Origin of the sequence: Bacillus sp. C28GYM-DRY-1, from assembly GCF_030519405.1 — a bacterium.
Taxonomy (GTDB): Bacteria; Bacillota; Bacilli; order Bacillales; family Bacillaceae; genus Bacillus; species Bacillus spizizenii_A.
In genome coordinates, this window is sequence record NZ_JAUMKF010000034.1 from 1 (window position 1) to 23,043 (window position 23,043).

At 42.1% G+C, this 23,043-nt stretch carries 23 protein-coding genes and 3 pseudogenes; 4 read left to right on the forward strand and 22 right to left on the reverse strand.

Annotated features, from left to right (window positions below; genetic code table 11):
• Positions 1 to 241: 241 nt before the first annotated feature.
• Positions 242 to 877, reverse strand: a complete 636-nt coding sequence (locus Q3W56_RS19855; RefSeq protein WP_019714972.1) for an MBL fold metallo-hydrolase — start codon at positions 875 to 877, stop codon at positions 242 to 244.
• A gap of 156 nt (positions 878 to 1,033) precedes the next feature.
• On the opposite strand from Q3W56_RS19855, the gene Q3W56_RS19860 reads away from it, so the two are divergent.
• Positions 1,034 to 1,207 (forward strand): DUF2759 domain-containing protein, encoded by a 174-nt coding sequence (locus Q3W56_RS19860; protein WP_014114408.1) that lies wholly within the window; start codon positions 1,034 to 1,036, stop codon positions 1,205 to 1,207.
• Between the two features lie 31 nt (positions 1,208 to 1,238).
• Here the strand turns inward: Q3W56_RS19860 and Q3W56_RS19865 are convergent, their stop codons facing one another.
• From Q3W56_RS19865 to Q3W56_RS19920, 12 genes and pseudogenes are all read right to left on the reverse strand, one after another.
• On the reverse strand, positions 1,239 to 1,553 hold the full coding sequence (locus Q3W56_RS19865) for an MTH1187 family thiamine-binding protein (protein ID WP_302896607.1): 315 nt from the start codon (positions 1,551 to 1,553) through the stop codon (positions 1,239 to 1,241).
• 2 nt (positions 1,554 to 1,555) lie between these two features.
• On the reverse strand, positions 1,556 to 2,611 hold the full coding sequence (locus tag Q3W56_RS19870; protein WP_302896608.1) for a YqgU-like beta propeller domain-containing protein: 1,056 nt from the start codon (positions 2,609 to 2,611) through the stop codon (positions 1,556 to 1,558).
• A gap of 67 nt (positions 2,612 to 2,678) precedes the next feature.
• Complete coding sequence (locus Q3W56_RS19875) at positions 2,679 to 3,809, reverse strand: M14 family metallopeptidase (protein ID WP_302896626.1); 1,131 nt, start codon at positions 3,807 to 3,809, stop codon at positions 2,679 to 2,681.
• 83 nt (positions 3,810 to 3,892) lie between these two features.
• Entirely contained in the window at positions 3,893 to 5,806 is a 1,914-nt protein-coding gene (locus Q3W56_RS19880; RefSeq protein ID WP_302896609.1) for an LTA synthase family protein, read from the reverse strand.
• A 115-nt stretch (positions 5,807 to 5,921) separates the two neighbouring features.
• Positions 5,922 to 6,887, reverse strand: coding sequence for a glucose kinase GlcK (gene glcK, locus Q3W56_RS19885; RefSeq protein ID WP_302896610.1), 966 nt, complete (start codon positions 6,885 to 6,887; stop codon positions 5,922 to 5,924).
• A 10-nt stretch (positions 6,888 to 6,897) separates the two neighbouring features.
• Positions 6,898 to 7,114: pseudogene (locus tag Q3W56_RS19890) on the reverse strand (YqgQ family protein).
• Positions 7,115 to 7,229: 115 nt separating this feature from the next.
• Positions 7,230 to 8,749: pseudogene (yqgP, locus tag Q3W56_RS19895) on the reverse strand (rhomboid protease YqgP).
• A gap of 88 nt (positions 8,750 to 8,837) precedes the next feature.
• Complete coding sequence (locus Q3W56_RS19900) at positions 8,838 to 9,011, reverse strand: hypothetical protein (RefSeq protein ID WP_019714978.1); 174 nt, start codon at positions 9,009 to 9,011, stop codon at positions 8,838 to 8,840.
• A gap of 66 nt (positions 9,012 to 9,077) precedes the next feature.
• Positions 9,078 to 9,641 carry a 5-formyltetrahydrofolate cyclo-ligase gene (locus Q3W56_RS19905; RefSeq protein WP_268400096.1) on the reverse strand — a complete coding sequence of 188 codons (564 nt, stop codon included), beginning with the start codon at positions 9,639 to 9,641 and terminating at the stop codon, positions 9,078 to 9,080.
• An 84-nt stretch (positions 9,642 to 9,725) separates the two neighbouring features.
• The gene (gene rpmG / locus Q3W56_RS19910; RefSeq protein WP_003153056.1) at positions 9,726 to 9,875 is read right to left on the reverse strand and encodes a 50S ribosomal protein L33; all 150 of its coding nucleotides are present in this window, start codon (positions 9,873 to 9,875) and stop codon (positions 9,726 to 9,728) included.
• Positions 9,876 to 9,958: 83 nt separating this feature from the next.
• A pseudogene (locus Q3W56_RS19915) lies at positions 9,959 to 11,043 on the reverse strand (glycosyltransferase family 4 protein).
• A complete protein-coding gene (locus tag Q3W56_RS19920; RefSeq protein WP_302896612.1) occupies positions 11,040 to 11,510 on the reverse strand; it encodes a hypothetical protein in 471 nt (156 codons plus the stop codon). The pseudogene Q3W56_RS19915 and the gene Q3W56_RS19920 overlap by 4 nt, the downstream one beginning before the upstream one ends.
• A 179-nt stretch (positions 11,511 to 11,689) precedes the next feature.
• Between Q3W56_RS19920 and Q3W56_RS19925 the strand changes: the two genes are divergently transcribed.
• Both Q3W56_RS19925 and Q3W56_RS19930 read left to right on the forward strand, forming a co-directional pair.
• A complete protein-coding gene (locus Q3W56_RS19925; protein WP_003226272.1) occupies positions 11,690 to 12,043 on the forward strand; it encodes a hypothetical protein in 354 nt (117 codons plus the stop codon).
• Positions 12,040 to 12,504: a hypothetical protein gene (locus Q3W56_RS19930; protein WP_302896613.1), complete on the forward strand. Its 465-nt coding sequence runs from the start codon at positions 12,040 to 12,042 to the stop codon at positions 12,502 to 12,504. Before Q3W56_RS19925 ends, Q3W56_RS19930 begins: the two co-directional genes overlap by 4 nt.
• A gap of 29 nt (positions 12,505 to 12,533) precedes the next feature.
• On the opposite strand, the gene pstB (Q3W56_RS19935) is transcribed toward Q3W56_RS19930, so the two are convergent.
• The 9 genes from pstB (Q3W56_RS19935) to Q3W56_RS19975 form a co-directional block, all read right to left on the reverse strand.
• Positions 12,534 to 13,316, reverse strand: coding sequence for a phosphate ABC transporter ATP-binding protein PstB (pstB, locus tag Q3W56_RS19935; protein WP_302896614.1), 783 nt, complete (start codon positions 13,314 to 13,316; stop codon positions 12,534 to 12,536).
• Between the two features lie 10 nt (positions 13,317 to 13,326).
• Positions 13,327 to 14,136: a phosphate ABC transporter ATP-binding protein PstB gene (pstB, locus tag Q3W56_RS19940; RefSeq protein WP_302896616.1), complete on the reverse strand. Its 810-nt coding sequence runs from the start codon at positions 14,134 to 14,136 to the stop codon at positions 13,327 to 13,329.
• 21 nt (positions 14,137 to 14,157) lie between these two features.
• On the reverse strand, positions 14,158 to 15,042 hold the full coding sequence (gene pstA / locus Q3W56_RS19945; RefSeq protein ID WP_302896617.1) for a phosphate ABC transporter permease PstA: 885 nt from the start codon (positions 15,040 to 15,042) through the stop codon (positions 14,158 to 14,160).
• The gene (pstC, locus tag Q3W56_RS19950) at positions 15,042 to 15,971 is read right to left on the reverse strand and encodes a phosphate ABC transporter permease subunit PstC (protein ID WP_013308020.1); all 930 of its coding nucleotides are present in this window, start codon (positions 15,969 to 15,971) and stop codon (positions 15,042 to 15,044) included. The genes pstA and pstC overlap by 1 nt, the downstream gene beginning before the upstream one ends.
• A gap of 68 nt (positions 15,972 to 16,039) precedes the next feature.
• Entirely contained in the window at positions 16,040 to 16,942 is a 903-nt protein-coding gene (locus Q3W56_RS19955) for a phosphate ABC transporter substrate-binding protein (RefSeq protein ID WP_302896618.1), read from the reverse strand.
• Between the two features lie 152 nt (positions 16,943 to 17,094).
• On the reverse strand, positions 17,095 to 19,242 hold the full coding sequence (gene pbpA, locus Q3W56_RS19960) for a penicillin-binding protein 2A (protein ID WP_302896619.1): 2,148 nt from the start codon (positions 19,240 to 19,242) through the stop codon (positions 17,095 to 17,097).
• Positions 19,243 to 19,355: 113 nt separating this feature from the next.
• Entirely contained in the window at positions 19,356 to 20,648 is a 1,293-nt protein-coding gene (locus Q3W56_RS19965) for an MFS transporter (protein ID WP_302896620.1), read from the reverse strand.
• 107 nt (positions 20,649 to 20,755) lie between these two features.
• Positions 20,756 to 21,364 (reverse strand): superoxide dismutase SodA, encoded by a 609-nt coding sequence (sodA, locus tag Q3W56_RS19970; protein WP_041905668.1) that lies wholly within the window; start codon positions 21,362 to 21,364, stop codon positions 20,756 to 20,758.
• 178 nt (positions 21,365 to 21,542) lie between these two features.
• Positions 21,543 to 22,025: a DUF456 domain-containing protein gene (locus Q3W56_RS19975; protein WP_302896622.1), complete on the reverse strand. Its 483-nt coding sequence runs from the start codon at positions 22,023 to 22,025 to the stop codon at positions 21,543 to 21,545.
• Between the two features lie 109 nt (positions 22,026 to 22,134).
• On the opposite strand from Q3W56_RS19975, the gene Q3W56_RS19980 reads away from it, so the two are divergent.
• The gene (locus tag Q3W56_RS19980; RefSeq protein ID WP_302896624.1) at positions 22,135 to 22,896 is read left to right on the forward strand and encodes a DUF1189 domain-containing protein; all 762 of its coding nucleotides are present in this window, start codon (positions 22,135 to 22,137) and stop codon (positions 22,894 to 22,896) included.
• Positions 22,897 to 23,043: the final 147 nt, after the last annotated feature.

Genomic DNA, 23,043 nt, shown 5'->3' on the forward strand with positions numbered 1-23,043 from the left:
GCAGGTTGAGGGGAAAACGGAATGTGAGCGAACAAGTTCTCCTCACAGCCGCATGCCAGAATATGAAGAAGATTGCCACATACCTAGCCAAGCGGAGCTAGGTATGCGGGAGCTCTTTTTCTGTTTTGAAATCAGCTGAATATCCAAAAAAACAGCGTAAAACAAAAAAAGCTTGTAGAAAAACATCGTTTTCTCTACAAGCTGAGACAAACCTTATTGGTTTGTCTCTTTTTCACAATTATTACAATGAAAACCCATTTAAAAACGGATTTTGATCCTGCTCTGTCTGCACGTCTGTTTCAGGTCCATGGCCGCTTAACACCAGCGTGTGCTCCGGCAGCGTTAGCAGTTTTTCATGAATGGACGTCAGCAGCGTCTCTTGATCGCCGCCAATTAAATCAGTACGCCCTATGCCGCCTTGAAACAGGACATCACCGGAGATCACCAAGTCTGCATCCTTCACGTAGTAAGAAACACTGCCTGGCGAATGTCCCGGCGTAAATAATGTTTCTATATGAAACGGTCCGATATTCAACTCACCGTCTCCTTCAATCAGATGATCTGCAGGCTTAGCAGTAACTTCTATCCCTCGCAGCATGCCTGAGCCGTTTAAAGAGGCATCCGTAAGCCAATTCTTTTCATTCTGATGCAGGTAAACAGGAATATCCCATTTTTCTCTCACTTCATCAAGTGCCCCTATATGGTCAAAATGGGCATGTGTCAGCAAAATGGCTAAAGGCGTCAGCCCTTTTTCTTTTATGTATTGATTGATTTTATTTCCTTCGCCGCCCGGATCAAAAATCAGGCATTGATCATCATTGATGAGAAAATATGCGTTCGCTTGAATCGGCCCCACTGGCATTCGTCTCCATTTCACTTATATCACCTCTTTCTTTTTATGTTCCTATTATGAGGGTTTTTGCAAAAAGATTCAATCAATCGCAATGAAAACGCTATCGACAAACTTATAAAAAACAGGTAGAATAAAAATGGAAAGAATTGCAGGTTTTTCAATGTAAAAGGGGGCTGCGTAATGTTACTTGTTGTGATTTTCGGCCTTGTCGCTCTTTTCGCTTTATGGGGAGTCTTGCGTTCTGTTAAAAATAGAAATATACTTGGATTTTTATTGGCCGGAGCCACCTTATTTGTCTTTGGCTGGTTTACCGTGATGACCGTGATAAACAGCGGCTATCCAACTGCACATTAAAACCTGTATCCGATCGGATACAGGTTTATTTTTATTGCTGTAAATGTTTATTGACACTTTCTATTTTACTTTCAAGCGTCGTTTTTTTGTCACGCCTATCATCGATGCGGATGTTCGTTGCCACTCTGTGCAGCCCTTTTCGAAACGGCGCTTCGTGAATGGCCTGTATGACTGTGAAAAGGTCACTGAGTTCTCCCTCGATCAGCGTATTCATCGGTGTCAGCTGATATTTGATTTTCCCTTCAGCTTTATACTCTTCTAAAATCTTTTGCACATCGGCCACGTAAGCACTTACACTAGGTGTTTCCGTACCAATTGGGATAATAGTCACATCTGCGATAGCCATCGTTATTCCATCTCCTTTTGATCAATGATGAGTTGCTTCGTTTCATGTGATTTCAATAAAATGATCTTCTCAAAATGAAATCCGTATAATGCATATTTCCCGTTCGGAGATATTTGAATCGGCTCCATTTCCGGCAGCGAGAAAAGATCTTTTGTCTTTCCCGATGTCACATTGACAGCTGCGAGCTTATATGCATCGCCGCTTTCTTTAAACGTATAAAACAGGCCTTTTCCTTCATCATAGTCATACTCCATCGGGGCCAAACTTGTATATTTCATTTGGAGCGGCCATTCCGCAGTAACTGGCGATTTTGTTTGCGGCGTTTTAAACTGGTACGTCCCTTTTTCTCCGGAAGCTGGTTTGACAGTGAAACTCATTTGATGGAAAGAATCACTGAAGAGAACGTCATCCTCGAGCTTCTGTGCCGTGTTGGAGGCTGTATCAAACGTATATAAATCCCCTGACTTATCGTCTCTTCCCTCTTTTACATAATCAAATGTGTTTTTGGATGTCCAATGAATAAACGGAACCTGAACCGGGCTTAAGGAAGACACGTCTTTTTTAGCATCCACCTGATATGTATGGAAATCCCAGTTTTCAGTGAATACCGTGACCATCATTTGATAAGGATCATATTGATTCCAAGCAGCCTCGAGCTCATACGTTTCGTAATCTTTTTGGTAAAGTGTCTCTCCTTTTGCATTAAGCAAAACCACTGCTGTCTTTTGACTGTGAGTGATTTGCAGCAGAATCATCTGCTCCCTCGGATTGATTTGAACATCAACGATTTGACCATCCGTTTGATAAAGCTTTTTCGATTTGCCGGTAAAGATACTGTACGCAAAAAGGTCCGTTTTCGTCGGATCAGACGCGGTATACAAAATTGTGCTATTATTAAGCCACCCTTCCGCTCCGTCCGTTTTTTCCGCGGAAAGCGGTATGATGTCTTTTTCCTCATCTTTTGCCGCTGATGCCTGTTTTTGCTGCTGATGAGATGGTTCGCATGCCGATAAACTAAACAGCAATGCCGACAGCAGAATGAAACAAACTGATCTCATCAGCCTTCCCCTCCGTTCATCTTTATTGTCTCATATTTACTTCGGCAGAAAAAAGAAAAAATTTCAGTTACTCATGAAAAAATAACGCTCTCCACAAAATGCCGTTTGTGGTGTTATAAATATGTGAAAACTGCTGAAACGGCAAAGGATTTTGGCCTTTTCCAAGTTCCACCGTATACCCTTCTTTAAAATAATGGTGAATAAACCAATCGCGAAATCCCGCGTAGCTGTCTATATCCCGTATTCCTTTATAAATGTTCCCGCTTACCTTCTCAAAATCCTTTATGACAGCAGCAGATTCTTCAGGTTCGAGGCCTTTATAGCCCCAATAAATTTCCTCCCCCTGAGTATGGAGAGCCAGCAGTCTGTCAGGCGGGTTCTCCGTTATCAGCCGGTACATCGCAATGGATTCCGGTTCCGTAAGCGGAGAGATTCCCGGAAAATCGCGGTAGCTAGGTGCTTTCGGTTTGCGGTATTTTTCAATTTCCCATAACGATGGAAATTGTTTATTTAAATCGACCCCATTTATGTTTGCCTTCCATTCATTAAAATTTGGACGATGATCATTTAGCCTTTCAAGCTCATCTTTCCTGGCTCCCATGCCTTCTGATCCGTTCAAGACAAGATCAACACCATCCGGATTCACAAGAGGTACGAGAGACAATGATGTACTGCTGAACAGCTTCATGGGAGAATAGCCGAAAAAAGGCGAGTTGCAGCATAATGATATACAGTATTCCTTAAACCATTTCAGCAGGACAGACGTTGTAATCCACTCATTCGCATGAAATGAGGCATTCATATGAACCTTATTTGCGGCATGCTCCCCGCCAGTTTTCAGCTCCCAAATTGGCCTGCCGAGTACAGAACGTCCGATTTCTCGGCATGAGACAAACGGAAACACATCAATGATCTTCTTTATTTCTGTTTCAACAGATGAAGCATCATAGATTTTTTCTTGCTTCACCCAGTTATCAGAAAGGTTTAGCTGCCGAGGCTGTAAAAAGCTTATTATGTCCTGAATGGTGTGGAGCTCTTTATCGTTATACTCTTCTATAACATAACCAGGACAATACAATTGATGTTTCTGTGCGGATTGATTTGAACTTCTAAGCAGTTCTTCGTCTATCTTCAGCTCTCTCGCCACTCTGGCCAAATTATGCTTGATCTCAGGTTTCACCGTAATCAACGCCATCATCATCCTCCTTTTTTCTTTACTATATGACAGCGTATTAAAAAAAAGAAAGCCTCCCGCCACTTTGATGCGGGAAGACTTTGTGATTACGATGCCTTATCAAGCATTTGTCCTTCTTTTCGTTTTGACGAATGTAGCCTTTTCTGATCATAAAATCGTAACAAATCCCCGTAAATGATTTCATCAGAAAGTAATAGCTCCTGTTTCGCTTTATCAGCAAATGCTTCACATTGTTTTGCCTCTTTTAGCGGCTTTCCGGTTTCTTTGTCATAACAAGCACCATCTGTATAAACAACCTGATCCGTAATAAAGCTCCCGTCCCTCAGTACCGTAAAGTCCAGTTTTTCATCTGAAAGCAAATCGTTTCCGAATTGAATGTAATCTTTCGTATCAATTCCTAAAAGATTCATCAGCGTCGGCCTGATATCAATTTGCCCGCCTACTGTTTCAAAGGTTTGCGGCTTTTTATCGGTAATACCGGGAATATGAATGACAAGCGGCACTTTTTGGAGCTGCACTTCTTCAAAGGGTGTAATCTCTTTCCCTAAAAATTGCCCCATCGCTTCATTATGGTTTTCTGATATCCCATAATGGTCACCGTATAAAACGATAATAGAGTTGTCGTATAACCCGTCTTCTTTCAGCTTTTCGATAAACCGTTTCAGCGCCTCATCCTGATAGCGCACTGTCGGGAAATATTTATTTAGCGTCTGGCTGCTTGAATCATATTCATCAATCAATTGATCCTCTTTATCAAGATCAAACGGGAAGTGGTTCGTCAGTGTGATCAGCCTCGAGTAAAACGGCTGAGGCAGATTTTTCATCAGTTCTGAAGACTGCTCAAAAAATTCTTTATCCTTGAGTCCCCAGCCTACAGAATTTTTGTCAGTTACGTCATACGAGTTAATATCAAAAAACGAATCATATCCAAATGAGTCGTACATTAAATCACGATTCCAAAAGCTTTTATTATTAGCGTGAAACACCGCTGAATAATAACCGCTCTTTTTCAAAATCTCAGGTGCGGCCATGTATTGATTGCCCGCATTTGTAAAAAACACGGCCCCTCGCCCAAGCGGATACAATGAATTGTCCACGATGAATTCCGAATCCGATGTTTTTCCCTGGCCGGTTTGGTGGTAAAAATTATTGAAGTTGTAGCTCTGCTTTATAAAATCATTCAGAAAAGGCGTAATTTCTTCACCATTCAGCTTTTCATTAATCACAAAGCTTTGCGTCGACTCTAAGGATACGAGAATAACATTTCTCCCTTTTGCAGCGCCGTATAAGCTTTTGTTGGCATCTTTCGCATTAGCGGTTACGTAGTTTTCAATTTCCGTCAGGCTGTTGCTGTCAGCCAAGGCCCTCTGTGCGGACTGTTTTGACTGAAGAACACCGTCGTAAATATGAAAATTAAACAGGCTGATGTTTTTAACAAGCATTTCCCTATCAAATGAACGTGTCAATAGCTGAGGTCTTTCCGCTTCAGACAGGCCTAAATTGAAGAAATAAACAGAAGCAACAAACAGAAAATATGCCGCCCGTTCATTTTTCGTGGAAGGAATGTCCGATCGAAAAGCTTTTTGCCGGATGTGAAGCCATATTAAAATCGCAATATCCACAGCCAATAGGAGATCTGTCGGCTCAAGAAGTGTTCCGATGCTGCTTCCGAGGTCACCCATATTGCTCGTTTGAAAAAGGACAGGGATCGTTAAGAAATCGTTGTAAAAACGGTAAAAAACCATATTAGCCAGCAATACAAACGTGACAAGACAGCTCATCGCGATAATGTAGCGATTTCTGTTTTTGCCTTTTAAAAACAGGCTGAAGCCAAAGATGAGCAGCAAAAAGCTCAATGGGTTGATAAATAAAATAAACTCCTGCGTTAGATTGTCAATTTTAATATGAAAACTGGTTTTGTAAACAGCATACGTTTTCAGCCACATCAATAAAATGGCAATCAGCATAAACGAAATCTTCGAAAAAAACGTTTTTCGCATTTCACCCTCCTATGCAGCACGCTCAAAAAATCAGTCTATTCCCAACATTCTCATTAACACATCAAATTAAATCTTAACCTGAACATAACAAAAAATCAATTTCATTTACACAATTTTAACAATTTTGATGTTTCAGCCATTCATTTTTAGCGATCCAAGCGCCGCCGATAACGCCAGCATCATTTCCAAGTGCTGCAATTGAAATATCAGCCGCTTCAGCTGCCCGCGGAAACGCACATTTGCGGAATGTTTTCTCGACTTTGGATCTCAGCAGTTCTCCGGCTTTCGATACACCGCCGCCAAGAACAATTTTTGACGGATTAAGTGAGCTTGCCAAATTTCCCAGCACCAAACCAAGATGCTTGGCCACATAATCAACCACTTCAAGGGCAATTTCGTCATTTTTACCCGCCGCTTCAAATACATCCCTCGCTGATAATTGTTCAGTTGCTTTTAAACGTGTCGTCTGCTTAGCATTTGCAATTTTCTCTTTTGCAATTCTTACAATTCCGGTTGCCGACGCAATCGTTTCGATACAGCCCGTTTTGCCGCAGTTGCAAGGCGCCCCGCCTTCAGGAATGCTGCAAATATGACCGATTTCCCCGCCGGCGCCATTTATGCCATGTACAATTTCACCATTTACAATAATGCCGCCGCCAACTCCTGTGCCAAGTGTTACGAGAATGACGTCTTTCGCGCCATCACCCGCTCCCTTCCACATTTCCCCGAGCGCAGCAATATTCGCGTCGTTTTCTATAACAGCCGGGATTCCGGTTTCTGTCTCGAGATGGTTCTTTAAAGCATAGTTTTCCCACCCCAAATTTACCGTTTCATAAACGACTCCTGCCGCCATATCTACAGGGCCTGGTGCGCCCATTCCGATGTATTTGATGATATGCTTCGGTTTTTGCAGCTCACCCAGCTTACTGTCGATTGTTTTTGCAATTGTAACAGTTATGGTGTCGCCGCTTTTATCAGTTGGAACTTCCCACTTATGCTGAATTTCACCATATTGATTAATAAAAGCGAGTTTAATTGTCGTTCCTCCTAGATCAATGCCCGCAAACCATATTTCATCCATTTTGATCACCTTAGCCTTTACATAAATCTCTTCCGTTTTTTTGTTTGTTCCAATTCTTTTCGAAGAACCGCTGCCGCTTTGGCCCACTGCTCCTTCTCGATCATGTGGTTCATGTATAATTCCTTTAATTCATCTAGCATAAACTCAATTTCAAGCTCTCTATCCCCAAAGTAAACAATGTGTCCAAACGTTTTTAAAAGCTGCTGCACATCATAAAATGTATTCATTTTCCTCACCATTCTTAATCTTGTCTATCATTAGCGTATTCATATGGAAGCAGCCAGTCAAGAAGAAAACGCTGACAAAAAAGCCAGCCTCCTTCCTTGGCATTTTCCTTCCTTATCATTCTTTATTGTTTTCAATTCGCTGCTGCAGCTCTTTGTAGCGCTGCTCCTTCGGCTTCAATTTTACAGCCGACTTGATAGCCGTTTCTGCTTGACCAACTCTTTTTTTTCCGCATACAGCAAGGCTAAATAATAATATGAGGCATGGTCTTTAGGGTCTTTTTTCACTGCCCTTTCCAAAAGGGAAGCCGCCTGACCATATTCGCCGATTTGAATATCTGAAACAGCCAGAATTTTCAATAGATCGACTGAGGCATTCTTTCGCTCCGCTTCTCCGTTGAGCAATTCCGTTACTTCTTCATACTTTCCTTCCTGATACAGCTCGCTTGCCTGCTGAATCAGTGCTGACTCTTGGCGGGAAGGCGAATGCAATCCATAGTATAGAAACCCGGCCGCCAAAACAATCAGTAAAACTGCTGACAACACTCTTTTTTCCCAGGCTCCGGCTTTAGGCAATCCGAGTGCGGCAGCAGCGAAAAAGCCGCCAATCAAGCCGCCAATATGTCCGAAATTGTCTATATTCGAAACCGCAAAACCAAAGACAAGGTTGATCATAATGACGACAATAATATTGGTTCCAATGGTTCTTAAGAACATTTTCCGATTTGACAAAGCAACATACAGCAATGCACCTAAGCATCCGAATATGGCTCCTGAAGCGCCCGCTGAAGGATACGGACTGAACACAAAGCTCGCGATTGAACCTGTAATGCCAGCCGCCAAATAAATCAGCAGAAATCTGACTGATCCGTACATCCGTTCAACCGCTGTACCAACCGACCATAAAGCAAGCGTATTAAACGCTAAATGCACTATGCCAATATGAAGCACAATCGGAGTGAGAAGCCGCCACCATTCTCCGTCTGCAATCAGACTGTTTTCCTTTGCTCCAAAAGCGACCAGCGTCTCCGTATTCGTGCTGCCCCCATTTAATTCAAGCAAGAAAAACATGAAGACCTGAAACGCGATGAATATATATGTAAAGATTGGTTTTCCATTTTGAAAAACCGCTGCTGCATTTTTTCTCTGTTCTTCTTGCTTCAGTACGAGCGAAAGGAAGCGTTCTCTCGCCATTTGCACGTCTTCAAACGAATTATGGGCTTCTGTGCGTTCTTCTGCAGGAAATGATGGGAAAACAGCTTGAAGATCATCACAAAGCATCGTTCCCCTCACGAGCGCCGGCGTAACTGACACAGTTCCGTTCTCAAAAGGCTTTTCGGCAATCTCTTCCCAGTCATCAACAGGGGCTTCCGCTGAAAAAAACACATTCAGCAGCTTCATCTTGCGTCTGCCAAATTGCTTTCTGACTCGTTCTACCCGCTCAGCCTGCTCTTCGATATCTCTTTCTATTTCTTGACTGAAATCAAGGTCATGCTTATAAAGGCGAACCAGATCATGAGAGGACTTGTCCGGTGCTTCCAGCCATATTTCATTTGACTCACCAGCTTGTATGACGCCATATCCGCCTTTCATTAGGTGCGCCGCGATATTCCAATATGTATACTCCAGCAAATACATGTTTACCGCTCCAATGGTTTTTTCTCATTATAACAGCTGTCGCTCTGAACGCCTACTGAAAGCAAAAAATCCCGTTTTTCACGGGATTTTAGAAAGCTTGCTGTATAAACTTATTACGGATAAACGGAATTTTTAGAAAGAAATGGATAAAAGACCGCCTAATGCCCGGCTGGCTGAGGACGGTATTCATAAGACGATAGCGATTTTGATAAAACATGACGGCAGAAACAGCGAAAATGGCATAAATCATAATTTTTTTCATTATATCCCTCCTGCCAATAGGGTTTGTCATTCTTTCTTATTTATTCTTGAATAAGGACCAGGAAAGTTATGAAAAACAAGAAATGATCTGATCCTCTGTTATCAGCTTATGTACCGGGATGTCATGCGGCTGACGGGGAACGTGCGCAAACAACTGGCACTCCAAAAGCAAAGAGACTGTCTTCCCTTTATAATCGCTTAAAAAACGGTCATAATAGCCGCCGCCAAAGCCAATCCGAAACCCGTCAGTATCGAAACAAACACCCGGAACGATTATCAATTCAATTTGTGATGGTTTCATTGCTTTTGTTTTTTCAATCATCGGCTCAAGAAGTCCGGCGTAAACGGTTTCGAGCTGATCATCAGTTTGATATGTGCGGAACTGCATGTTCTTCGTACCAGGGTCGCATTTGGGAATACAAACTTGTTTTCCTTCTTCCCAAGCCTGCTCAATGACTGGACGCGTCGGTATTTCCAGCCCTCTGGAGATGGTGACGGCAATGGTGCTGGCATTTTGCCACTCCGGCAGTGAAAACAAATGCTTGTACATACGTGCTGTTTTTTGAATAAGATCTTCACTTGATACAGCAGATAGTGCCTCTATCGTCTTTTTTCTTAATTGTGATTTCATTTCTCATCCCCCTCGGAATAGAAAAAAAGCCAGAACCTTTTTCAAAGCTCTGGCTTTTTTCTCACACCTCAAACAGCTAGGCTGTTATTTTGTTTCACGGTGTAACGTAGATTTTTTATCACGTGGGCAATATTTTTTAAATTCAACGCGGTCTGGATTGTTGCGTTTGTTCTTTTTAGAAATATAGTTACGCTCACCACATTCAGTGCAAGCCAAAGTAATATTAACGCGCATTATTTTCCCTCCAAACTAAAATCATTTACTTATTCAGACTTATATATAATACCACTATAATGGACGGAATGCTAGGCTGTTTTTCAATGAATTGCTGAATTATTGTTGATACGCTCATAAAGTCGTAAATATGATTCCTTGATGAGCCGGGGATGGTGAAGTTTGATCACCTGTTGGCGGCCGGGTTCTTTTATCCGGCGGGCTTTTTCCCGGTCTTTTAAAAACCTGTACAGCAGGTCAGCCGCTTCCTGTGCGTGCGTAAAATCCACGGCGATTGCCGTTTTGTCATGAAAGGCATAGTCACAAAAGCCGCCCGACTGAGAAACGGCAGTCAGTACACCTTGTTCCATGCTTTCCTGCGCGGCAAGCCCAAACGGTTCATAAAAACTAAGGAAAACAGCCATTTCACAGCGGGACAGAGACGCTCTGAGATCCCTTCTATGCAGAAACGCAAGAACATGACATGTTCCTTCAGGTTCAAAGTCACAGCCAACTTCTCATAAGAGGACAGAGACGGCCCTTCCCCGACAGCACTAAATGCAGATCAGGCTGACGCTGCCTCAAGATAGCAAATACCTTTAACAGCTGAGCAAAACCTTTTCCGGAACAAACCTGCCAAATGAAAATAGGAACCTTTTATTCATACTCCGTGAATTTGCCCCCTCACTTCCTCCATTGATGCAGGGCTTGGGATAACGGTTAAATTTTTCCGTGCTGCCTTATCATCAAGAGACCGTTTCATAAAAGTGCTTAATACAATCAGTTCATCAGCGGATTTTATAAGGAGCCGTTTGGTCTGAAGTCTGTATGGATATGGTGCTTCTTGACAAGCCTTCTTCCTTTCGCTTTCAAGACCGTGGATTGTCGCAGCAAGCGGAAGGCCAAGCCGCTGTTTCAAATCATAAGCAGCGGGAGCTGTCATGTCGTCATCGTCATGGGCATGAATCAGATCAAAGCGGTTATTGCAGGATAATATATGTCGAACCATAGTAAAGTTGGCATCAGCTATAAAATCTTTAAACTGCGCATATGAAAACAGCGGCCTGCTTGGAGTACAAACTGTAATGTTAATATGCAGTTTCAAATAGGAAATCAGACGGTTTAAATGGACACCGAGCCCGCTTTTCGGCTCATGGGGATGTTCGAGTGAAAGCATGAGAACGTTCATCGTTCTTTTTCTCCTCTCCCATAACATGTGTAGTCAGAAAATTGCTTTCCCCACCTGATGTGCGCATCATTAGTCTGAAAGCTGTTTATATCACGAATCCCATTTTCCGCAAGATAAATGTCCTTTGTACCAGCGAGCTTGAGACAGACATTCATTGAGTTTACAATTCTATATTCAGCCCGATATATAGCATCACCAGCCGCCTGTCCAATTGTCCATTCCCCTTTACGATACGTTGTGCGCTTTGTCCTGACAGCTTCGATGTCTTTTCTTTTGATGACAATGCGCAATTCTTTTATCATATCCTGCGTTTTTTCAAAAAGTACCGCTTCAGCCAACCGCATTCTCCCTTCCGATATTTCCAAGCTTACAGTCAGAGTGTAAGCGTTTTGAATGATCATGTCGAATGTGTCCCTAAAAAAAGAAAGCTTATGTCGTATATTATAGGGAAATGGGTATTTATCCATGGAATTCCAACATTATCCACTCTATCGTTCAGCTCAGTGCTCCTATTAAACCATTACATTGAGGCGAAGCAAAGAAAGATTTCTCGACAAAATCTCGTTTTTTTCGCGAATGCCTTTAGAATCCATTGGTTTTATGGTATAAAAAAGAAGGATAAAAAAAGAATAGAAGGTGATGAAACGTGGAAATTGCTATTATTGCGTTGTTTATCGTCAGTATAGCGCTAATTGCATTCTCATATTCTCAAAGAGATCCGATGAAAGATGTAGAACAGGAGCTCGAAACACTGCAGCTTTCTGCGATGCAGGAAATCTACAAGCTCAAAAAGAAAATGACAGTGCTTGAGGAAGAATTACTGGAAACAAACCTTGTCATCCGCAAATCAAAGCATAGCGACATTAATCAAAAGATCGCTAAACAAATACTTTCTAAATATAATAACGGCATGTCCGCAGAAGCCATTGCTAAAGCTGAGCATGTATCAGTAGAAGACGTGAATACGATTATCAAAGATAACGAGAAGGTGCTCGTATGACAAAACGGGGCATTCAGGCATTTGCTGGCGGCATCATTTTAGCGACTGCCGTTCTTGCAGCTGTTTTTTATCTGACAGACGAAGATCAAGCCGTTGCAGTAAAAGAAAATAAAACAATAACCGAACAAGACGTGAACAATTACCTTGATTCTAAAAAAATGGTTTCTGTTAACCGTGATGAATATCAAAAACTACTCGATTCAAAAGAGAAATCCTTAAACGATGACAGCAGCTCAGACACGAAAACAGAAAAAGTCAAATCGTACAAGCTCGTCATTAAAGACGGCATGAGCACTGCAGATGTATCTGCTATTCTTGAAAAAGAAGGCATTATCTCCTCGGCTCAAGACTTTAACGACTATGTCATCGATGCCGGCTATCACAAAGAAATCCGCGCCGGCGACTTTACAGTAAAATCTGACATGAGTTTCAAAAAGATCGTAAAAACGTTAACACGATAAAAAACAGGCTGACTGTCAGCCTGTTTTTTTCATCCGAATTTTCCTGTAATATAATCGAGAGTTCTTTGATCCTGCGGGTTAGAGAACATTTTATTGGTATAGTCGCATTCAACAAGCTCGCCCATGTAGAAAAAGGCGGTTTGATCAGAAACCCGTGCTGCCTGCTGCATGTTGTGCGTAACGACAACAATCGTATATTTTTTTTTCAGCTCAAGAATGAGTTCTTCAATTTTTCTCGTTGAAATTGGATCTAACGCAGACGTCGGTTCATCCATCAGCAAAATATCAGGATTTGTCGCAAGCGCTCTAGCAATACAAAGGCGCTGCTGCTGGCCGCCTGATAGCGAAAGGGCTGATGAATGCAAACGATCCTTCACTTCATCCCATAACGCCACGTCTTTTAATGACTTCTCCACAATATCCTGAAGCTTTTTTTTATTTTTGGTGCCGTGGACTCTCGGCCCATAAGCGACATTATCGAAGATAGATTGCGGAAACGGATTCCCTTTTTGGAATACCATGCCGATATTTTTTCGTAAATCCACGATATCCACTTTACCCTTTAAAATGTTGCTGCCATTATAGTTCAGCTCACCTGCAAGTTTTACATTCGGCGTCATTTGAATCATTAAATTCAATGTTTTAATGAAGGTCGATTTCCCGCATCCTGATGGTCCGATAATCGCCGTGACCTCGTTTTCATGAATGCTCAAATTGATATTTTTCAAAGCATGATGCTGTCCATACCATAAGTTCATTCCATTGACTTGATAGACTTCCTGTTTTATTACAGCTTCGGTAGCAATACTCATTGCTGCCCTCCTATCCGAATTTCCCGTTAATATAATCCTCTGTTTTTTGCTGCTTCGGACTGGTGAAAATCTGTTCAGTCTGCCCGTATTCTACAAGCTCGCCGTTTAGAAAGAATGCTGTCCGGTCAGAAACCCGCAGAGCCTGCTGCATATTGTGCGTGACAATAATAATCGAGTAGTCGCTTTTTAATTCTGTAATTAATTCCTCTATTTTTGCGTTTGAGATCGGATCTAGCGCTGAAGCTGGTTCATCCAGCAGAAGAACGGCCGGCTTCATCGCAAGTGTTCTCGCGATACATAAACGCTGTTGCTGGCCGCCTGATAACGAGAGTGCAGATGAATGCAAACGATCCTTCACCTCATCCCAGAGCGCAGCTTTTGTTAAGCTTTCTTCCACAATTTCATCTAAAACAGCCTTATTCCGCTCCCCGGCATATTTCAATGCATGTGTGATATTCGCATAGATCGATTTCGGAAAGGGATTCGGTTTTTGGAAAACCATTCCGATTTCTCTTCTTAAGCTGACAACGTTAATATTGCCACCCAGTATATTTAATCCTTCATAAAGGATTTCACCTTCAGCTCTTGCAGACGGAATTAAGTCATTCATTCGATTAATATTTCTCAAAAAAGTTGACTTTCCGCATCCTGACGGCCCAATTAAAGCGGTCACCGCATTCTTTTCAATATCCATATTCACATGGTGTACCGCTTGTTTAGTGCCGTAAAAAATAGACAGATCTTTCACTTCGAGCACGTGGCGCTGTTTCGGAACGAATACAGTACGCTCAGGCTTTTCTATTACCAATTGTACAGACATGTTTTGTCGCCTCTTTCCGTTCTAATTTGCCGTAAGCTTTTTGTAGATCATTGTGCCAAGCCATCTTGCTGCGAGATTAAACACTAGAACAGAAATCACCAGCACCGCAGAACCTCCGTTGGCAATTGCTTCAGCATCCGGAATGATTCCTTGCGTATTTACGTTCCAAATGTGGACCGCTAGTGTTTCAGCTGGCCTGAAAATATTAAGCGGCGATGTTTCAGAAAATGGGTTCCACTCCGTAAAATTAAGACGCGGCGTTGTCAAACCGGCTGTAAATAATAATGCTGCCGCTTCCCCGAACACCCTTCCTGACGCTAAAATTGCTCCAGTGATGATTGAAGGAATCGCACTTGGAATTAGAACCGTTTTTACGGTATGCCAGCGTGATACACCCAAAGCAAGAGAGGCTTCCTTCAGATCTTTAGGGACTGAACGAATCGCATCTTCAGTCACACGCACCATGACAGGGAGGTTGAAAACAGTTAACGCAAGCGCCCCGCCTATGATCGTATATCCCCAGCCTGTTAAGTTGACAAACATCAATAATCCAAACATCCCAATGACAATAGACGGAAGAGATGAAAGCACCTCTATACATGTTCTGATGAAATCAGTCACTCTGTTATTAGGCGCGTACTCAGCCATGAACACTCCGCCGCCCACACCGATCGGGATTGTAATCAGCATCGTAATAACCAAAATATAAAAGGAATTAAACAGCTGGTCGCGTATTCCTCCTCCAGCTGCAATGGCGCTCGATTTTGTCGTAATAAAGTCGAAGCTGAGCTGTGAAACACCGTTTATAATAATATAGGAGAACAAGCCTACTAGAATTGCAGCGATAATGGCTGCGCACAAACCAAACATTCCAGTCGCCAGTTTATCTGTTATTTTGCGGTTCATTACACTTTCCTCCTAGATGACAAGTAGCGAATCAGCAAGATGAACAAGAATGACATCACCAGAAGCACAAGCCCCATTGACCACAGCGTATTGTTTTCAACACTGCCGTATGTGGTGTGGCCCATATTCAGCGTGATGATCGTTGTCAGTGTTCCAGCAGTGTCAAACAGGCTTTCTGGCAATACTCTTGTATTTCCAATGACCATCTGAACAGCCAAAGCCTCACCGAACGCCCGTGCCATACCAAGCACAACAGCCGTCATTAATGTTGGAAAGGCTGCAGGCACTAATACTTTTCTGATCGTCTGCCACCTAGTCGCACCTAACGCGTAAGAACCTTCTCTTAAGCTCTTCGGAAGGGAAGCCATTGCATCAGCAGAGATCGATGTGATAGTCGGCAGAATCATGATAGAAAGGACAATCGTTCCCGCCAATAAACTGTGCCCTGTTCCGCTCGATTTGAACTGGGCGATAAATGGTACCAATACTGTAAGACCTATGAATCCATAAACAACAGATGGAATGCCGACTAAAAGCTCAATTACCGGCTGCAGCACTTTCTTTCCCCAATTCGGCGCAATTTCTGTCATGAAAATCGCACCTGCAATGCCAAGCGGCGCAGCAATGAGAGCAGAAAGAATCGTTACTGCAAATGATCCAAAAATAAATGGCAGCACGCCATATTTCGGATCAGTATCTGTAGGGTTCCAATTTAGGCTCGTTAAGAATTCAATTGGGCTTACACCATTTACAAGAAAAGATTGCAGCCCCTTAACGCCGAGGAAAATAGTGATCGCAACAGATGCCGCAATCATAATAAGCGCACAAGCTGTCACAATCATTCTTCCTCGGACTTCATCCAATTGCCGATTTTGCCTTGAGCTGATCAAACGCTCGCTCACAGACATATTTTCTCTATTGTTTATCATTGTTTTACACTCCTATGAATGTGTTAAGAGGAGAAACGGTTGTCCCCGCACTCCTCTTTATATTAAGATCAGCTTTGCTTCCCGTTGGCATCGCGTGTCACTTTCATATCAGTAACCGGAATGTAGCCTTGATCAGTAACAATGCTTTTTTGAATGTCTTCACTCTTTAGATAATCAAGAAATTCTTTAGCTAAATCTGTCGCTTCACCTTTTGTGTAAGAGTGCTGATAAGCCCAGATCGGATACTCGCCAGCTGCAACATTTTTCGCTTCAGGTTTTACGCCATCAATAGATAGAGCAGTTACTTTGTCATCTGTTAAATAGGAGAATGCAAGATATCCAATTGCTCCCGGAGTGTCAGCAATGATCTTTTTCACTGTGTTGGAAGAATCTTCAGTAATGCCTTCTGCCGGTTCTTCTCCGTCAAGCGCATATTTCACAAATGTTGCACGTGTACCAGAAGAATCAGGACGGTTTACAAGTGTAATCTTTTGGTCTTTGCCGCCAAGCTCTTTCCAGTTTTTGATTTTGCCAGTGAAGATGTTTTTCAATTCATCTTTTGAAATATCCTTTACACCAGTATCAGGGTTTACAGCTGCTGCCATGCCAACTACTGCGACTTGATGATCGACAAGCGCTTTTGCATCGATCCCTTCTTTTTCTTCAGCAAAAACGTCTGAATTCCCGATCTGAACAGCTCCTTCAGAGACCTGAGAAAGCCCTGTTCCAGAACCACCAGCTTGTACCTGTATATCTGCATCAGGGTTTTCTTCCATAAATTTTTCTGCGGCTGCAAGTACTAATGGCTGCATAGCCGATGAACCAGAAATGGTTAAAGAACCTGATGCCTTTCCTTCTCCTTTTGCAGAATCGCCATTCGATTTTTCACTTTCTCCTGCATTTCCGCATGCAGCTGCAATCATCATAAAAGCAGCCATCAGAAGCATAAGCACCAATTTGTTTTTTTTCATTTCTTGAATTCCCCCTGCGTATAATGTGTAATTTGTCCTACACGTCTAGAGTAAAGGTTCTGTGTAAAAAGGGTTTGAATCGGATGTTAAGGTTTTGTAAATCAATGCGTTTTTTTGTATAAAAAAACGCCCACATCATGTGAGCGTTTCTTTTAGTTATCAGAAGACGTTGTGTTTTCTGCATTCTCTTTGATTTTATCTTTATTCTTTTGCTGTGTATCTTCTTTGTCCTGCTTCGATTTCAGCTCAAAATATTTATCCAATACCTCTCTGCCGATTTCGTTGGTAATGGTATATTTAGCGCCATAATCAATATAAGCCCAAGGTACTACGACAGAGATCGCGATCTCAGGATTATCAGCCGGCGCATAAGCGACAAGTGTCGTATTATAAGTCCCTGTTCCTGTTTTTGATTTATCAGGCCCATCATAGAAGGATTGTGCTGTTCCTGTTTTGCCCGCAGGCTGATATGATGCTGAAGCAAATTGGCTGGCTGCAGTTCCTTTTGTCATCACTCGTCTGAAACCAGCCTGTACTTCTTTAATGTATTCACTCTTCATGTCGATTTTATTCAGCACTTCCGGCTGAACGGATTGCACGACAGCACCTATCCCTTTTTCAGCATTAGGTTCTCTGACTTCCTTTACAAGCTGAGGCTTCAAGCGGTAGCCTCCGTTTGCAATCGTTGATACGTATTGCGCCAATTCCAGCGGTGTATACGTATCGTACTGGCCGATCGCATAATCAAGCAAGAATCCCGTCAATCTGTTTGTTCCTTTATAGCCTGTCATTTCATTCGGAAGATCAATACCAGTTTTGACACCTAATCCAAATTGGCTGAAGTAATTCCGGAATGTATCAAAGGCTGTAGTGTCAATCGGTAGAGCTTGATGCGGTTTATATTCGCCTTTTCCGAGCGCGATTGCAGTTTTAAACATAAATACGTTAGAAGACTGCTCTAACGCTCTTTGAATATTAACCGAACCTAGATTCTTCCATGATTTTTTACCATTTTTATCTTGACCGATATATAACGGCTCATCTTGAAAAACCGTATTTAAGTTGATGGCGCCGGTTTGAAGACCCGTTAGTACGGTTGCACCTTTAACAGCTGATCCCATCGCATAGGATGAAGTCATATTTCCTAACGCATAATCATCAAACTTGTATGCTCCATTTTCTTGTTTAATCTGCTTGCCCGCCATTGTCAGCACTTCACCGTTTCTTGGATCCATCATGACGACGAATGCCCGGTCTAACAATTGAGTGCTTGGTCTTGCTTTAGCAGATTTGAGGTTTTTCTCAATAATTTTTTCCACTTCTTTTTGTAGATCAATATCAATCGTAAGCACGAGATCTTTACCGGCTTTTCCTTCAGAAACCGTTTTTGTTCCCGTCACATTTCCGTTTGAATCTGTAATATTTTCAACTTTTGCTTTTTGGCCCTGCAGAAGGCTTTCGTATTGGTATTCCAGATAACTTTTTCCAACCCTGTCGTTTCTGCTGTAGCCAAGCGATAAATAATGGTCGAGAAGATTTGACGGTAATCCTTCATCAGAGCTGGAAACACTTCCGAGCACTGAGCGAAGAAGGTTTTTATACGGATACTCACGTTCCCAATCGGACGTGACATCAACACCCGGCAGTTCGTCTAAATGTTCACTCACGACTGCCATTTCTTTCGCTGATACATCTTCGTTTTTGATATATTGAGGGGTTAATGCATATCCTGAATCCATCTGTCTTTTGATAGCGAGAATCTGCATGTCTTTATCGGTCAGTTCATTGAGCTGCTTATCAGTAATGCGTTTTAGCTGCAGCTGATATAAATCGTCATCGGATAATTTTTTGTCTTCAACCTGCTGTCTTTCTTTAGAGGTAATCAGCTTTTTCGCTTCTTTCGGTCTAGTCAAAATCCAATAATCTTTTTTATCCCGTTCTGTTACTTTTTTCGTGTCAACTTTAATCATTTCAGACAGCTTTTTAGCGATCTTTAAACGCTGCTCTTGCGTGGTCGATTTAGATCTGGTGTATGTAATTGCATTTAGAGCCTTATTTGTCACGATTGCATTAAAGTTTCGATCATAAATTTTCCCGCGCGGCACCGCCGAGCTAACTTCACTTTGTTCCTGCTTATTAGCTTGATTTCTGTAATCATCGCCTTGCACGATCTGCTTGATGCCCAGTTCCACAATGATCCAGGTAAATATGACAAAGGCAGCCAAGAATAAAATATTCAGCCGGATCGGAAGCGACTTCTTTTTCTCTTTATGTTGCTTTTTTGGTTTATTTCTCCTCATAACATCACCTTTTTCTATTTACAGAAAGAAAAGACACTCGAGTAAGAGTGCCAGTTTTCATTCTAAAGGTTTTTTCGACTTTTTTCTACAGATAACCCCTTTTTGACAAAAAATTATCTTTCTCCTTTTAAAAGATTCGGTTCAGTTACCCGTTTTTGTCCGTCTTCTTCCATGGTTTCATTTTCCTCTTCTTTCTCCTTAAAACGGATATCCTTGACAAAATAATAAATCAGCGGATGCCCTATGCCCAATATCGCAAGTGACAAAGGAATTCCCACATCCTCTTTCAGCAAGGCCATAATGAGGAGAAAACATAAAATAGAGACGATCCTGCCGGCATTTAAATACAATTCCCTCAGCACGATATATTCAATTCTTGCTTTTCTGGCATGCCTCGCCCTACCTATCACATCATATGTAAGTGATACATATGGCACGAGCAAAAGTGGATAGCCTATAGCAATAAATACGCCGTACGTCAATAATGTCGTAAAACTCATATGAAACAGAATCAAAAACAGCGCTCCATACAGAATAAGTCCGCCCAGCAAAATTGATTTTTTTCTGTTTTTTTTCTTAATCAGCCTGGATGCAAAGTAGTAGGCAAAGAAGGAAACAGCTGAGTTGACGAGACCAAATGTGCCGAGGGCCAGTTCGCTGTTTGTCTCAATAAATACAAATACGCTGATTAAAAAGATAAAAATCCCTTCTCTCAAACCCTGAAAAAAATGCGCATTCGTAATTCTCCGCCAGTTCATATTGCTATGACGCTCTCCAAATACTTTGCTCAGCATAAATCGGCCCTTTGATTCTCTCCGCTTTAAAAAAAAGCTCATCACAACAGCCAAGGCAAATAAACTCAGGGAGAGACTGAAAATCACTGTATAACCCGTATTATTTTCAAGCCTCGAGATTACGAATCCCGCTACAATCGGACCGATCATTCCTGCAGAGGAAGACAGAATGCCCAAAAATCCGTTGAAAAAGTCCCGGGTATCCGGCTCTGTTATTTCAAAGGTCAGCACGTTAAACGCAAGCCAATAAAAGCCATAGCCCACTCCGAGCACCGCACCGATCAGCACAAGCCGGCTGGCCGCCGTTTCTCCGGCTAAAAGAACACTTAAATAAAAGGCAGCTAAAAAAATCACACCGAACCTTAAAATGAACACTCTGTCTATTTTTTTGGCTAATCGTCCAGCGAAATAAAAGGTTATCGGCTGCATTGTCACAATCGATAAATTATATATCGCCAAATCAATAAATTTCCCTGACTGCTTCCAAAGATACACATTAACAAATGTGTTGGACAGTGCAATTCCCAGCGAGTAAAGCCCGCCAATGGTCAGCAGAAAGAGTAACCCTTTGTTTACGTCTACATCGCCAATCACTTTTTTTAGTTTGTTCATTACTGACTCCCCTTTACTATCCCTTAGTCTGTCTCACTCAAACCGAGATATGTAAAAAGAAGACATAAAAAAGCAAGGCCCTATATTGAGGACCTTGCTTGTGTCATTTATTTTGCTTCGCTGTATAGACGAGCCACTTCGTCCCAGTTTACAACATTCCAGAACGCAGAAATGTAGTCAGGACGGCGGTTTTGATAATTAAGGTAGTAAGCATGCTCCCAAACATCAAGACCTAAGATAGGCGTTTTGCCTTCAGAAAGCGGAGAATCTTGGTTTGGCGTGCTTGTGATTTCAAGTTTGCCGTTGTTCACAACAAGCCATGCCCAGCCAGAACCGAAGCGTCCAGCTGCTGCAGCTGCGAATTGTTCTTTGAATTTGTCAAAGCTTCCAAATACACTGTTGATCTCATCAGCAAGCGCGCCAGTCGGTTCGCCACCGCCGTTTGGAGATAAAAGTGTCCAGAATAATTTGTGGTTCGCGTGTCCGCCGCCGTTGTTGCGGACTGCAGTGCGGATGTTTTCAGGAACAGAATCAAGATCTGCAACAAGCTCTTCAACTGATTTGTTTGCAAGAGCAGTGTTTCCTTCAACCGCTTTGTTTAAATTTGTAACGTATGTGTTGTGGTGTTTCGTATGGTGAATAGTCATAGTTTCCTTGTCGATATGCGGTTCTAAAGCATCGTACGCATAAGGTAATTCTGGAAGTTCGTAAGCCATGATAATTCCTCCTTAATATATATGTACTGAAATGCCGCTTCACAGCAAGCCTTTCTTCATTCAATGTAACAAAAGAATGCTTTGTAATCAATGAAAATGCTCACATTTTGGCTCATTTCAGCGGACATATTTCACTTTAACCGATAATCCGCCCCATTAAACCTGCCGACTACAATTCTTATAGGACAGTCCATAAAAAATACCCGATCATCAAGAGCTGTATGATGCCTTTTGTAATAACCCCTGTTAAAAAGCCTATGAGCGAGCCGAGACCGATTTTAAACGCTGACTTTAAGTCCTTTTGATGGACGATAAGTTCTGCACAAACCGCTCCGATAAACGGCCCTAAGATAATCCCCGCAACCGGAATGACAAAAGGCCCGATTAATAAACCGATCGTGCTTCCCCATATAGCGGCTTTGCTTCCGCCAAACCTTTTGACGCCGAGCAGATTAGACACGTAATCTGCGGCGAATAATACTGCGGCAAAAACAGCTTCAATAAGCCAGAACATATAAGAATACGGACCGAATGAAAACAAAAATCCATACAATACAAACCCGGCAACGATAAATACTACACTTGGAATAACGGGATACACCAGTCCGATAAAAGCGATGATAAATACCGCCGCAATCACCAGCCAATACAACCATTCCATGACATCCATCCTCCCTTTTTCATCCATCTCCTTCATGTCTTCCTTGTATTCACACGCAGGCAACGATACAATAAGCAACATATATTAGTATAGCTAGGAAGTGAAGATAATGAATGTATTTCAGCTTTTCATCAAAAGTACATACTCTCCCCGTGATATTGCAAAAACAAGATTTCAAGGAATCGGAAAAGCGATTCTTTATGTATTTTTGCTCTCTGTCCTTTTTGCAATACCAACCGCTTATTATGTAAGCTCAGGGACTGTAAAATCCATGAACGGCTTTAAAACCGTTTTAAACAAAGATTTCCCTGATTTCACAATTTCAAACGGCAAACTTCAAACGGATGAGAAAAAAGCCATGGAATCGCAGGCAAATGGTTTCGTTATCGTGTTTGATCCGACAGACGCCTACGGCACTGAACAAATTGAAGCAAAGCAAAACGCGATCGGCCTCCTTCAGAACAAATTTGTTTTAGCCATTGACGGACAAGCCCAAGAGATGCCTTACTCAATGATCCCGTCAGATTTAAAGAAAAAAGATATCATTGCTGGTTTAAATCAAAATAAAACGATGATCGTAACTATTCTCTCGGCTCTCATTTTCCTCGTAACAGCCGCAGGGAAATTTATTGAAGTATCCTTTTTAGCGCTTATCGGGGTAATTATTAAGAATTCACAGAAAAAACATCTGTCCTACCATCAGCTCTGGAAGCTTTCTGCTTATTCCATCACTCTTTCGACTGTATTCTTTACGATTATGCGTGCGTTAGAAGTGACAGTTCCTAGTGAATTTTTGCTGAACTGGTTTGTCAACTTTGTCATCCTGTTTCTTGTTTTAAAAGAGATTCCTTCCAAAAAAGCTGCTGTATAATACGAGACTGCCTTGGCAGTCTCTCAGACTGTTGACAAAATAGTCGGATCTTTATGATCCGACCTATTTTTGTCCAATTTATTCTGTTTTTCGGTCGAATAGGCTGGCGAGTTGGTCCTTTCCAAGTCCAATTCGCCAGTTTTTTTA

Bases quoted from the DNA above. Each gene is read 5' to 3' on its own strand.
- Q3W56_RS19860 (WP_014114408.1), top strand. From the start codon at position 1,034: ATGTTACTTGTTGTGATTTTCGGCCTTGTCGCTCTTTTCGCTTTATGG.
- Q3W56_RS19865 (WP_302896607.1), bottom strand. From the start codon at position 1,553: ATGGCTATCGCAGATGTGACTATTATCCCAATTGGTACGGAAACACCT.
- Q3W56_RS19870 (WP_302896608.1), bottom strand. From the start codon at position 2,611: ATGAGATCAGTTTGTTTCATTCTGCTGTCGGCATTGCTGTTTAGTTTA.
- Q3W56_RS19875 (WP_302896626.1), bottom strand. From the start codon at position 3,809: ATGATGGCGTTGATTACGGTGAAACCTGAGATCAAGCATAATTTGGCC.
- Q3W56_RS19880 (WP_302896609.1), bottom strand. From the start codon at position 5,806: ATGCGAAAAACGTTTTTTTCGAAGATTTCGTTTATGCTGATTGCCATT.
- glcK (WP_302896610.1), bottom strand. From the start codon at position 6,887: ATGGATGAAATATGGTTTGCGGGCATTGATCTAGGAGGAACGACAATT.
- Q3W56_RS19900 (WP_019714978.1), bottom strand. From the start codon at position 9,011: ATGAAAAAAATTATGATTTATGCCATTTTCGCTGTTTCTGCCGTCATG.
- Q3W56_RS19905 (WP_268400096.1), bottom strand. From the start codon at position 9,641: ATGAAATCACAATTAAGAAAAAAGACGATAGAGGCACTATCTGCTGTA.
- rpmG (WP_003153056.1), bottom strand. From the start codon at position 9,875: ATGCGCGTTAATATTACTTTGGCTTGCACTGAATGTGGTGAGCGTAAC.
- Q3W56_RS19920 (WP_302896612.1), bottom strand. From the start codon at position 11,510: ATGGATAAATACCCATTTCCCTATAATATACGACATAAGCTTTCTTTT.
- Q3W56_RS19930 (WP_302896613.1), top strand. From the start codon at position 12,040: ATGACAAAACGGGGCATTCAGGCATTTGCTGGCGGCATCATTTTAGCG.
- pstB (WP_302896614.1), bottom strand. From the start codon at position 13,316: ATGAGTATTGCTACCGAAGCTGTAATAAAACAGGAAGTCTATCAAGTC.
- pstB (WP_302896616.1), bottom strand. From the start codon at position 14,136: ATGTCTGTACAATTGGTAATAGAAAAGCCTGAGCGTACTGTATTCGTT.
- pstA (WP_302896617.1), bottom strand. From the start codon at position 15,042: ATGAACCGCAAAATAACAGATAAACTGGCGACTGGAATGTTTGGTTTG.
- pstC (WP_013308020.1), bottom strand. From the start codon at position 15,971: ATGATAAACAATAGAGAAAATATGTCTGTGAGCGAGCGTTTGATCAGC.
- Q3W56_RS19955 (WP_302896618.1), bottom strand. From the start codon at position 16,942: ATGAAAAAAAACAAATTGGTGCTTATGCTTCTGATGGCTGCTTTTATG.
- pbpA (WP_302896619.1), bottom strand. From the start codon at position 19,242: ATGAGGAGAAATAAACCAAAAAAGCAACATAAAGAGAAAAAGAAGTCG.
- Q3W56_RS19965 (WP_302896620.1), bottom strand. From the start codon at position 20,648: ATGAACAAACTAAAAAAAGTGATTGGCGATGTAGACGTAAACAAAGGG.
- sodA (WP_041905668.1), bottom strand. From the start codon at position 21,364: ATGGCTTACGAACTTCCAGAATTACCTTATGCGTACGATGCTTTAGAA.
- Q3W56_RS19975 (WP_302896622.1), bottom strand. From the start codon at position 22,025: ATGGAATGGTTGTATTGGCTGGTGATTGCGGCGGTATTTATCATCGCT.
- Q3W56_RS19980 (WP_302896624.1), top strand. From the start codon at position 22,135: ATGAATGTATTTCAGCTTTTCATCAAAAGTACATACTCTCCCCGTGAT.